Raw genomic sequence first — 11,079 nt, forward strand, 5'->3', positions numbered from 1 at the left:
GCCCGCGGGCCAGATAGATCGCTCAGGGCAGAAATCTTCGAGTGTCCCGAGAGCTATGAACCGGAAAGCAAGGTCGCCAACTGCGCTTGGCAGACATTGGTGCAAATTGCAGCATCGGTTGAAGTGGGCTCGAAGCGGTCATGCCGCGCCGCGGCAGACTCCGTGACCATCCAGGCGGAGCAATATGACGCTTCCGGCCCAATGCGGACACACGACCTCTTCAAATGCAACGTCCGCTTTACGCCCATTTCAGTCATTACGCAGCACGTTCGTGCATTCCGGAAGCGGACGTGGAATGGCGACCGGTCATGCTGCCGAGAAAAGCGCTGTCTCTTCCTTGTACGAGAAACGCCTCGAGATGCAGACGGTGTCCCTCCGGGGGCCCCGCGATAGTTCAAGGGTCAGCAAGCTGTCATTCGAAAACGCTGGGCTTAGCTCGAGCTTGAGGTACTCAAAGAGTTGTCGATCATGCACAGCAATTATCACCTGCCGTCCATGCTCCTTGGACAGCGTCCTAAGCAAGGCCGCGAAATGAGCAATATGAATGTCATCCATCGACTGTACCGGATCGTCGAGGATCAGCCAGGGAAGTTCTTTGGGCACGGAGAGATGAAGCGCGGTGAACAGGGTCAACGCTGCGGTATTGAGGTTGCCCGCGCTCAACATGGCGCCCGGAGTTCCACCAGCCTCGCCGCCATCCCGATGCTCGGTGATTAGCCTAGGCTGAAGTTTCTGGGTAGACGATTGGGGGATTCTGAACGCGGGAACGAAAGGCTCTCCCGGCGCCAGCCGCACAAACAGGTCGCGCCACACGCGATTGAGCCGGTCATTAAACTCGCGTCGAATGATGGCTGAACGCACCTTGTCGACCGCGTTGCGAATTGCGTTACCCTGATCGCGAAGGATCTGGGCTCGCGCCAACGCCTGATCAGCGTGTTGCCAGGATGCAAGATCTTCCGCAATCCGCTGGTCGACCTCCCCGCAGCGTAAGATTGCCGTGCGGATTGTAGCGACGTGATCAGAGCCTTCGCGCCGCATGGCAAGCCGTTGCTCAAGGTGTGTCGCGCCGGCTGCCAACAGGTTTTCCAGCCGCACTACGGCCGCTTCGAATGATTCATCGTCCTCAAGTTCAGGCGCACCTATCGAACCGGCAAAGTCGCTCAGCGTGTCGCGTGCAGCCGCAAGCGCGACATTGCGTGACTGCGCTTCGCTCAAAGCGCGTCGCGCCGCAACATCGGCCGCACGCAATTGCGTTCCCTCGCGTAGCGCATCATGCAGACTTTCAAGTTCGGTTATGAGCGTGTCCGCTGACGCCGTTCGCCGATCGAGGTCGGCCAGCGCTTCTTCGTCAAGTCTTCGAGTTCCAATGGCCTCGATCTCACGTTCTAAACGCTCGACCATAATCTGCACTTCACTGCGGGTCCGCCCCAAAGTAAGTAGCCGCTCCGCCGAAGCGGATAATGTCCTTACTTTATTGTGGACATGGTCGCTGAGCGATCCTTCGCCTTGTTCTCCGAAATCTCGATCACAAACTGGGCAGACGTTGTCGGTAATGAACGACGTCAACTCCGCCAGTGCCGAACCGAGACTGCCGGCACTGCTGGGCATGCGAGCGAGTTCTTGATCGATGGTATCGCGTTGGCGCAGCGAAACATCGCGTTCATTTTGCGCCAAAGCGTACCGCGCTATGTCGGCACGCGCTTGCGATGTGCGATCACCCAACTGCTTTTTCTCGGTGCGCAGGCGCGCTAGCGTCACCTCAGCAAACCGTTCCGGATCGCTTGGCAGCGAGATGTCGGGTAGGAAGGCCTCAATACGACCGCGAACATTGCCGACGCGCGCGCCGTGATCGGTTTCCCAGCGTGCAAACGCCGCGCGAGCCTCCTCCGATCCGGTCGGAGTGGCGGCGCCATTGGAGAGCGACGCGCGTTGTGCCGCGTCGATTTCGCGTCTGATAGAGGCAAGTCTTCGCTGCTGATCCGTCAGGCGCGCGAACGCGTCCGTATCGCTGCCTTCCGAAAGAACCGCCGCCACGTTGTCTAGCGTATCCTCCCGCACATCAGTGGGTAGCTGGAGCTTGGAGCAGAGCGAGGCAAGGTCGCTCAGCGCACTCCGGATTTGCTCACTTAACCCCTCGCGTATTTTGCGTTCATCGGAGAGAAGCCGGTCCAATCGAGATTTGTCGGCCTCGACACCCGCCCAGCCGTCGATGATCTTGCGGACATTGCGCACATCCGCCAGAGGCTTCAACCCAGCTTCCAGAGCATCCAGCCTATCAAGCCCGAGCAGTTTAGTCACGAACTTCGCCAGTGGTGATTCTGCGTCGTTGCTTGCATCTTGATAGATCTGCAGCAACTGGCCGAGCAGTGCTTGCGGCAGAAATACCCGCTCCCGGAAGAAGGAGGCTCGCTGATCGTCAAGCGCACTGATCGACTGTGGACCAGTTCCGCTCAGCACTGCACTGAAGCTCTGTTCCGCCGTGCCGGCCAAAGCCTTGAGGAAGACTCTGCCTTCGGTCGCAGAACGATGCAGCAACTGCTTCTCATAGCCAGGGTCAGCACGCTCCAACGACTGAACCATTCCGGTAAGCGCGAATTCCAAAGCTGACAATAGGCTCGTCTTTCCCGCGCCATTTTCGCCATGAACGAGAACCACCTTGGCGTCGAGGGGCGCATGGATTTGCCCCCGAATGCTTCGGAAGTTGCTGATATCGAGGCTTCTGAGGATGAGGTCACTCACGATTGGTCCTCTTCTGGAACGGGCTGAAACGCACTGTCGATCGCCAGTGCAACCGCATCGGTCACTGCCTGCTCCCCGTCATTGGAGGCGTTGATCAAGGCATCAAGGAGGGCGGCGTCGGTATCTGCGGGAAGTGCGCGAACGAGTTGATCCATAGCGGAGCCGCTGCCGTTCTGGGCTTCGACCACGGAAGGGGGCAGAGTGAGAGGAAGAAGCACTCGGATTCGATCATCGAGCTGGCGTTTGGCCTCGTCGTCTGCAGGCTTTCCTTGATCTTCGAGGTTGATACCTTCGACCTGAAGTACCCGGCATGTCTCCGACAGAGCCTCGATCCCTTCCGCCAGCACGGCACCGGCGAGAACCGCGGTTACTACGTAGCGCGAGCCGGTAACGTCGAGCGCTCGGCTCAAGGCTTCTAGGCGTTGGCGAACACGGCCGCCGTCGCGGTCGCCATAGTCGCCAGTTGTGGTGTCGACTAGAAGCACGAGGTCGAGCGCCCGACCGTCGCGTCCGCGCATCGCGCCGGTGAAAGCAAATTCGACGCCCGCAACTTTGAATGGCGTCGGCAGATCGCTGTATCCGGCTTCACGGAGGCGCTCTTGGATCGCATGGACAAGGGGCGAACTGCTCATAGCATCATCTCCGCAATGAATTCACGCTGGAGCGTCGCGGCATCGCCGCAGCGTGTGAGCAGGTCGCCAAGGCTGACATGTGTCTCGCCGACATGCCCGGTTCGACCCGGAGCGGACCGAACACGCCGCGCAGTTACACTTCCCCCCGCCATTTGGTGCCAGGCGTTGTCGGCATGGACAACGATTGCATTGTCGTTCGCGAAAGCCCCGCGACTCTTGAGGCCAATCGCTTCCGTTGCCGATTTTACCACGAAGAATGGTCGGTCGACACCGTCCGGACGCCGAGCGCGGGCGGTAAGGGCACCCGATGTCAGAGCGTTCGAGGCAGGCCCGCGCAGCTCCCAAAGTCCAGCTTGCCGCCCATTTTGCAGGAGCGACAAGGCGATCCCAAGACATCCGAAACCCATGCTTTGGGCATTTTGGTCGGCCACAAGGAGATTGGGTGTCGAGCCGCAGAGCGCTTCATAGGCCTCCGGGTTGGAAGGTAGAGTGCCCGATCGGAAGAGCGAGAGCATTCGCGACCAGAGCGCGATGGCTTCGTTTACGAAGGCGGTTCTGTTCTCAGTCCGGGGATCGGGGACCGCTAGGTCGGCGATGTCGTCTCGAAGCGTTTCCAACAAGGGCGCAAGAGCGACAGCAACGTCTACTTTGCCCAAAGGCGCCAAGCCAAGTTGCATGAATATGACGAGCTTGTCCGTAAGGAGCTTCAGCGCCAGCGCGATAAGCACCTTTTCGCCCCACGCGCGCAATAGCGTGGCCTCATGGACGGCGGCCGGATCGCTATTGTAGGCTTCGCCGTAGGACAAGCGCAGGACGTCACGCTGCCCTTGTTGGATACTGTCCTCGCAGAAAATGTGTGCCGGTGAAGAGGGCGCTGAGGGCCATGGCCACGCGTGTACGGCCTGCGCCCGCGCAAAAAGGGTCTGAAGATTGTTGTCTTGGATAGAGAGCCCCAGCACCAAGGTTTTTTGGGTTGTAGCAAGCCCGACGACGGCATTGCGCATTGCTGCGAACGCGGCCGCTTCCGGCCAACCCATTATCTGAGTGTAACTACCCGTCAGAAATCGTCGAAAGACTGCCGGTTCACGCGTGGCATGCACAATACAACCGTGGAACTTCAGCAATCGGGCGCGTCCGGCGGGGCCCCGCAACTGATTGGGGTCGACGACGACTTGCAGCACGCCCTGGACGCCATTGCTCAGCCGTTCGACCGCCGCCTCGATGAAGCCGTCCCAATTGGCCGAAGCGATCGCTTGTACGGCTCCTTCGAGGATCAAGATCGCAATGCACAAATGCTCCGCAGCGGGCGCGGCTGGGTGTTCGAATGCCTTACGGATATTGATAGCATCCCAGAGGACAAAATCCGGATCGGTGCCGGGGACTCGAATGTCGAGCACGCGCGAGTATTTCGTCCACAGGCGATTGATGATGGCGCCGTGTTCGGGCCACTCCGCCAATGGCTGCGAGTACTGCGCCTGGGCATTGGCAGGATCGATTTCCGCGAGAATGAGCGCTTCTTCGAGTGCCGGACTATAGGCCGCCGCCGTTGCCGGATCAATTGCCCGCTCGCGAATGTAATTGAATGCTTTTTCGATCAGATTGCCGAGACTCGGAGCCTGTCGAGAGATTCCAGAGCCGACCCACAGTGCGAATTCGCCATTTTCCACTGCTCGCGCCATCGGCGCGAATTCGGCGCTGAATTTCGCAAGCACTTCTCGCACAGAGATTTCATTCGCAGTCGGCCCCAGCGCCACGTCGGCCTCCATTTTACGCGATTAGCGTCATCTCGGGGATCGACTTTACTTTTCAGCGTCGCGTTGTCCAGTGCGAGAAGAGTTGGTTCTCCTCGTTTCCCTAGCTGCAGTTATCGGCCGCGCATGCCCAGAACCCGACGGTCGGCAACCGGCCCTAAAGCGATCGTCCATCGACTCCGCAGCGAATGGCCGCTCTCCGCCCATTCAGGCGTTGGCGTGAGACCGGTAGACAGCTGTTGCGGGTCCAGGCTGTCGATCGGAGCGGAGCGAACTACTCGGCTAGCGGTAGGTACCACGCAAGCGAGATGGAGGTAGCATCAAGATCAGAATGGTGGATCGGGTTGTGGCAGATCTGCGCGTTCCGCGTGTTCCGTCGCACTGCTCAAGAAACAAAGCTTTCTGAGCACCCGCGGACTTCTAAGTTTTCGATTGTTTCCGCACGTCGTCCGACAAGGAAAACGTAATCGGAAATTCCAGCTTCTAAGGGCTGGTTTTCTGGGGTAAGGCACTGGCAAAATGATCTGCCTGAAAACGGCGGACGGGATCGTTGCGAGCTGTTCTCAACTCACAGTGTCCCGTCTGCTTTCAGCGCCGCGACGACCCTTTTCGCCATGTCGGCACAGCGTTTGCCGTCGAACGGGAAAATCTCCTCGAAGCCGCCGCGTATCTTGCGTTGCAGCGCGGCGCGCAACAGGAAGCGCGCTCGGAACAGCCGGGTCTTCACTGTGATCTTGTTGATCTGCAATTGGTCAGCGGTGGCTGCAGTACTCAGGCCTTCGGTTTCGCGAAGCATGAAGACCAGCCGCAGATCCGGCGGCAGTTCGGCCACTGCTTTCTCGATCAAGCGCCGGATCTCGGCCCGCAGGATTGTGGCTTCGACGGGTTCGGAGCCCTGGCCGGGAAAATCCAGAACGTGGGAAGTGTCACTTTCGGTCACTGTATCGTAAACCTCGCTCGGATGATGGCGCCGGAGCCGCATTCTGGCGGCATTAATTGCGATCCGGGTGATCCAGGTCGTGAAGCTCGCTTCGGCGCGGAAGCTATCCAGCTTGTTGAACGCGACGAGATAGGTGTCCTGTACCACATCTTCCGCTTCAGCATCGCTCGAGACGATCCCTCTGGCGACCCGGAAGAGCCGGGGATTGAGGCGGCGGATCAGTTCACGCACGGCGGACTCGCTGCCATTGCGCGCAGCCGTTACCAGGGCTGTCTCGGACCTGGTGTCATCCCGCACGATGCGTGTCTGGAGGCTTGGCTGCGCATTCATGGCTTGCTCTCCGCGTGTATGACGCCATTGGCGAGAATGGCATCGACCGCTGGAAGTGCTGCGAGCACATCAGCGGATATGTCGTCGCGGTCGCTGGAGGGGCCCTCCCAGCCAACATGAAGTGGTGTCCCGACCACGATCCTTCCGACCATGGCCGCCATCTCATGTGGAAGGCAATAGAAGTCGTAGACGCCGGGAACCGTCAGCGTGACTTCGAAGCTCTCGTTGGGCAGCAGGAAGTCGCTGTCCCATGGCCTGGCCGATGCCGGAATGCGTCGTCTCCTGCCGAAAAGCTCCGGATGATAGGCGGTCGCGGTATGGCTGTTGCCGGGATCGCGGTTGGTGAACCGCAGCGTCGTGCCGGGATCCACCGCCAGGCCTTGGGGCTCGAACCATATTTGCTCGCCACGGGCGGTGCCCCGCATCTCGATTTCCACCATGGTCTGCGCCAGAGCAACGCAAGGAACCCCGAGGGCAGCGGCAGCGCCACTCCCGAGAAAGATGATCCGACGGTTGATGCGGCTCATTTGGCCAACCGTCCCTTGGCTTCGGCGTCGTGGAAAAGCACGACATGCGCATGGGGTTTCTCGACCCCCGGATGCCCGGCGTTGTAATAGATGTCGACTGAGCTGACTTCATGAGCACCGAGGCCGAGACCGTCGAACGCACTACCCGCCTGTAGCTCTTCCAGCGGCGTCATATAGATGGTGGCCGACAGCTTGCCGTCGTGGTCGTAGGCCAGGAAGGGGCCAGCGGGCAAGCTGGCGGGGTCGACAAACAGCGTGCCGAGACCCGGAATGAACGCGGGCAGCGGCAGCGCGTCGCTGACCTGCACGAATGGCGGCCCCGGCGGCGATTGACGCAGGGCTTCTTTGTCATGAGCGAAGGCAATCGTCGCCGAAGAAAAGATGAGGCTCGAAACCAGCAGGATGTGTTTCATCATGGGGTAGTCCTTTTCCGAACTGCAAACGGTGAGATCTGTCCTCACCTGACCATTGGATGCAGCGAGACCGAAAAGGTTCCCGGAAATTGTCGTCTGGTTGAAGTGCGGGGTAGGTGGAAGCCTGCTCGCTGACTTACCCTTGACCCTTTCTAAAGCGGATCTGGATCCAGGGCCGCCATCCAGCCGCTTCCACGATATTGCAAGCGCAGACAGCGCAACCCGTGACCGTCTGGCCTCTGTAGTCCTACGGATTTCAGAATCCTGCTAACAGGCTATTCTTGGCCAGAATATGTGATGCGCATGTCGCATCGACCCAACCGGGATCGAACAAATGGCTGGAAAGGCGGCAACACTTAGAGAACCTTTCCGCAAGCCTCTGGTTCGGGGGTTCGTTTGGGTATTCGTTTGCGGTTTTTTGCTTGCAGCGATTGCCGGTTTCGAGCGCTGGGCGCGCCTGGCCGATCTGACAACGGAGAGCGAGCGGCTTCACGCCATCGCATCGCAACGTGTCGATCAGCATGATGCGCATTTGACGGCCTTGTCCGCCATTGCTGTCGCGAGCCAGGATCAAAGGCCCGACCTCTTTCTAGAGGTCGCGGGCGCTATCATGCGGTTCTATCCCAGGATCATTGGAATTTCCCTTGTGCCGCTGGATGAGCAAGGCAGTTCGCTCGACATCGGGGTCCGCGACGCCGAGCTCGGTGCGCTTGTCCGCGAAGCTGCGAAGCGTTCTCGCGGTGCTCCGGTCCTGGCGCGATATCCTTCGGACCGCCCGGCTTATCTGATCGTCAAACGCAGTCCCAATTCCGAGGCGGCGCGCTACGGGCTCGCCCTGGTTATCGATGCCGCGGCCCTGCTTGATGGGGATTCCGCGTTCTGGACGCAGACCGAGGCGACGCGCTGGCTGGCGCTTCCCGACGGAACGCTGCTCGTCGGTGCAGCAGATTCCGGAAGCTCGCCGCAATTCACCCGCGCTCTTTCGAGTGCGACGCAACCACTTGAACTGAAGACCGCGGTCCGCATGACGATATTGGATGTGTTCCCGCCGCGTAGAGTGGCGCTCGCTCTTGCCCTGATTGGGTTCAGTGCGGTCGCTCTGCGCGCGATCGGGCGGCAACGCGCCAAGGTGCGTGCAGCCGAAGCGCGGGCTGAGCTCAGTGGTCTTGAAACCCGTCTCAGCCACGCCTCACGAGTGAACGCGCTCGGCGAGATGGCTAGCGGAATCGCACATGAACTGACACAGCCTTTGACAGCGATCCTGGCGCAGGCGCAGGCGGCCCGGCGCCTTGCGGCGCGGGGAGACACAGATCGTATCACGGGTATCCTCGATGATGTGGTCGAACAGACGCGGCGCGCAGCCGCCATTCTAGAGCGCCTAAGAACCTGGACCCGGCCAAGGGAGCGGAATGCGGAAGCGATCGACATGAGAGAGTGCATCCGTGTTGCCGGAACTTTGCTTGCGGGACAGGCTGCGGAGCTTGACGCCAGCCTTGATGTGCGGGTGCCACCGACACCCCTGTCGGTGGTGGGCGATCGCGTGGAACTGGAACAGGTCCTCTTCAATCTCATTCGCAACGCCCTAGATGCCGTCGCGGAGAAAGCGGCTCCCCGCGAAATTACCGTTGAAGCCACTATGGAAGGAGACATGGCGGTGATCGACGTCAGCGATACTGGCCCAGGTATTCGGTCGGACGTGCGGGACAGGCTGTTCACCCCGTTCATGACGACACGTGAAAACGGAACTGGTTTGGGTCTCGCGCTTAGCCTTCGTCTAGTCGAGCGGGCTGGCGGAGATCTGACATTGATCGAAACTCGCGAGGGCGCGCGGTTCAGAATCAACCTGCCGCTTGTCCGCGCTGCTCGGGAGGCGGGCGCATGACCGCGCCAGTCTACCTCGTCGATGACGATGCGGCGGTCCGGGACGCGCTTTCGCTGCTTCTCTCGACAGTGGGGGTTGATGTCCGGACCTTCCCCGGTCCTGAGAACTTCCTCTCGGCCTTGCCCAAGCTCGATCCGGGCTGCCTGATTCTCGATATTCGGATGCCGGCGATCTCCGGTCTCAAGTTGCAGGAGCGCCTGACCGCAAGCGGTGTGGCTTGGCCGACAGTGGTGATCTCGGGGCACGGAGATATCGAGGCCTGTCGCAAGGCGTTCCGCAACGGTGCGATCGACTTCCTGTCGAAGCCGGTGGACGAACAGGACCTCATCGACGCCATTCAGAAAGGCCAGATGGCACTCGATCGGACTGCCGAGGCCGATGCCGAGCGACGCGAAGCCGTGGCGCTGCTGGCGGGGTTGACGCAGCGCGAACGGGAAGTTCTGTCCTTCGTGGCGCGCGGGTTCGCGACCCGCGAAATCGCCGGCGCGCTCGGTGTCTCGCCCAGAACTGTTGAAAGCCATCGCGCGGCGATTGGGGCCAAGCTCGGGACGACCTCGCCGGCCGAGATGGCGCGCCTGTGGATCGAAGTCGGGAACGGTCCGTAGTTCTACGGATACGGCGGGTCGACCTACGAATAGGGCAGGTTGCGCCGATAGCTTAGATCTTTTCCTGTCACCAACACAGGAGAGCCGACATGCTCAGAACAACCGCTTTTCTCGCAGCCTTCGTCGCGCCGATGGCCGCTCAGGCACAGGACCTGCCGACCAACCCCTATTTGCCGCTTGCCATGGCAGGCGAAGCCGCAAATGCGGCCCTCGAGGCCTGTGCCGCTGAGGGGCACAGTGTCAGCGTTGCAATTGTCGCCCGCGACGGCAACACCAAGGTGCTTCTGAAAGCTGATAACTCCGGTCCGCACACCGCGTCGAGCGCGACGGGCAAGGCATTCACCTCGGCCGGTCTAGGTAGGGACACAGCCGGGCTTGCCGAGTTCATTTCCGGCAACCCGCAGAACAACGGCCTGCGCGATATGGATGAGCGCCTTGTCATCCAGGCCGGCGGTCTGCCGATCCGGATTGGCGGGTCGCTGGTGGGCGGTATCGGCGTCGGCGGTGCACCGTCTGGTGCGATCGACGCGGATTGCGCCCGTGCCGGCCTCAACGCGATCGGCGCCGAATAAGGCAAGCCGGGTCCGCACGGTCTGTGCGGACCCGTTCTCACAAAAGTTGTAAAAACGGTAGAGCTATGCACCTCTTTCTTCTGATCGCTTTGTTCACCGGACTTGCTGCCCCGGTCTGGGCGCAAACTGCCCCGTCGGCGCGTGAAATCGCCGCCTATGACGGTCTTTTCCGCGCCGCGCATCAGGGCGATGTCAGCATGATTGAGAAACTGGTCGCGGAGGGAGCTAGTGTCGATGCTCGCGACACCAGAGGCCGAACGCCGCTACATGTAGCCGCCTTCGCCTCCAGGGACGACGCTTTGCGTGCCTTGGCCAAGGCTGGTGCGGACATGAACGCGCTCGAATATCAGGCTTATGATGTTGTGACCATCGCCGCAGTGGCGGATGATCCCGAACTGATGTCACTGGCCATCGAACTCGGCAACGATCCGGGACTGGTGACCAGCCCTTACCTTGGCACCGCATTGATCGCTGCCGCCCATCTTGGTCATGCCGAGGTGGTGCGGCGTCTGATCCATGCGGGTGCGCCACTGAATCACATCAACAACCTGCACTGGACTGCCGTGATGGAAGCCGTTGTGCTGGGCGATGGCGGTCCGGATCACCAGGCCGTTCTCGACGCTCTTTTGTCGTAAGCGCCTCGGCGGTCCCCTACGCGGCGCGGCTTGACGCGGTTCGGAAGTTCCAA

At 60.6% G+C, this 11,079-nt stretch carries 10 protein-coding genes; 4 read left to right on the forward strand and 6 right to left on the reverse strand.

Annotated elements, in window-relative coordinates:
* Window positions 1-306: 306 nt before the first annotated feature.
* The 6 genes from IE266_RS04015 to IE266_RS04040 form a co-directional block, all read right to left on the reverse strand.
* Window positions 307-2,739 (reverse strand): AAA family ATPase, encoded by a 2,433-nt coding sequence (locus IE266_RS04015; protein WP_189678732.1) that lies wholly within the window; start codon window positions 2,737-2,739, stop codon window positions 307-309.
* Window positions 2,736-3,371, reverse strand: coding sequence for a hypothetical protein (locus tag IE266_RS04020; protein ID WP_189678733.1), 636 nt, complete (start codon window positions 3,369-3,371; stop codon window positions 2,736-2,738). Before IE266_RS04020 ends, IE266_RS04015 begins: the two co-directional genes overlap by 4 nt.
* A complete protein-coding gene (locus IE266_RS04025) occupies window positions 3,368-5,125 on the reverse strand; it encodes an SIR2 family protein (protein ID WP_189678734.1) in 1,758 nt (585 codons plus the stop codon). Before IE266_RS04025 ends, IE266_RS04020 begins: the two co-directional genes overlap by 4 nt.
* Before the next feature lie 565 nt (window positions 5,126-5,690).
* Complete coding sequence (locus IE266_RS04030) at window positions 5,691-6,392, reverse strand: RNA polymerase sigma factor (RefSeq protein ID WP_189678735.1); 702 nt, start codon at window positions 6,390-6,392, stop codon at window positions 5,691-5,693.
* Window positions 6,389-6,919: a cupredoxin domain-containing protein gene (locus tag IE266_RS04035; RefSeq protein WP_189678736.1), complete on the reverse strand. Its 531-nt coding sequence runs from the start codon at window positions 6,917-6,919 to the stop codon at window positions 6,389-6,391. The genes IE266_RS04030 and IE266_RS04035 overlap by 4 nt, the downstream gene beginning before the upstream one ends.
* Window positions 6,916-7,332, reverse strand: coding sequence for a hypothetical protein (locus IE266_RS04040; protein WP_189678737.1), 417 nt, complete (start codon window positions 7,330-7,332; stop codon window positions 6,916-6,918). The genes IE266_RS04035 and IE266_RS04040 overlap by 4 nt, the downstream gene beginning before the upstream one ends.
* 334 nt (window positions 7,333-7,666) lie before the next feature.
* Between IE266_RS04040 and IE266_RS04045 the strand changes: the two genes are divergently transcribed.
* From IE266_RS04045 to IE266_RS04060, 4 genes are all read left to right on the forward strand, one after another.
* On the forward strand, window positions 7,667-9,214 hold the full coding sequence (locus IE266_RS04045; RefSeq protein WP_229863880.1) for a sensor histidine kinase: 1,548 nt from the start codon (window positions 7,667-7,669) through the stop codon (window positions 9,212-9,214).
* Window positions 9,211-9,819: a response regulator transcription factor gene (locus IE266_RS04050; RefSeq protein WP_189678738.1), complete on the forward strand. Its 609-nt coding sequence runs from the start codon at window positions 9,211-9,213 to the stop codon at window positions 9,817-9,819. The genes IE266_RS04045 and IE266_RS04050 overlap by 4 nt, the downstream gene beginning before the upstream one ends.
* 89 nt (window positions 9,820-9,908) lie before the next feature.
* Window positions 9,909-10,391: a GlcG/HbpS family heme-binding protein gene (locus tag IE266_RS04055; RefSeq protein WP_189678739.1), complete on the forward strand. Its 483-nt coding sequence runs from the start codon at window positions 9,909-9,911 to the stop codon at window positions 10,389-10,391.
* Between the two features lie 65 nt (window positions 10,392-10,456).
* Window positions 10,457-11,026 (forward strand): ankyrin repeat domain-containing protein, encoded by a 570-nt coding sequence (locus IE266_RS04060; protein ID WP_189678740.1) that lies wholly within the window; start codon window positions 10,457-10,459, stop codon window positions 11,024-11,026.
* Window positions 11,027-11,079 lie beyond the last annotated feature (53 nt).

The organism is Seohaeicola zhoushanensis (assembly GCF_014656415.1).
Classification (GTDB): domain Bacteria; phylum Pseudomonadota; class Alphaproteobacteria; order Rhodobacterales; family Rhodobacteraceae; genus Seohaeicola_A; species Seohaeicola_A zhoushanensis.